Annotated in this window: 1 pseudogene; it reads left to right on the top strand. The window is 69.8% G+C overall.

Annotation, left to right across the window (positions count from 1 at the left end):
* Nucleotides 1-451: pseudogene (locus IC50_RS11785) on the top strand (apolipoprotein N-acyltransferase); the annotation flags it as partial.

Below are 451 nucleotides of genomic sequence, written 5' to 3'. Positions count from 1 at the left end.
CGGCGCGGGGCCCGGCCGATATGGCGGCATCCCCGCCGCCGCGTTGACCGGCTACTGGTTCGGGCTCGGCTATTTCGTGCCCGGCCTCTACTGGATCGGCTACGCCTTCTTCGTCGATGCCGACGTGTTCGCCTGGCTGACGCCGTTCGCCGTGCTGGGCCTGCCGGCCTATCTGTCCATCTTCACGGCGATCGGCTTTGCGCTGGCGCGCCTGCTCTGGACCAGGAACGCCACGCGCGTGCTTGCGCTGGCTGCAAGCCTGACCGTCAGCGAATGGCTGCGCGGTCACGCGCTGACCGGCTTTCCCTGGAACGCGTTCGGCTACGCGCTGTCCGAGCCGCTGCCGCTGGCGCAGACGGCGTCGCTGATCGGCCTGTGGGGCATGACGTTCCTGGCCGTTGCGATCTTCGCAAGCCCGGCGACGCTGATCGACCGCACGCCCGATCGCCGC

This window comes from Bradyrhizobium genomosp. I (2014) (assembly GCF_000261685.1).
Classification (GTDB): Bacteria; Pseudomonadota; Alphaproteobacteria; order Rhizobiales; family Xanthobacteraceae; genus Bradyrhizobium.
The sequence above is the reverse complement of the archived record's forward strand: the minus strand, read 5'-3'. Positions and strand labels throughout refer to the sequence as shown.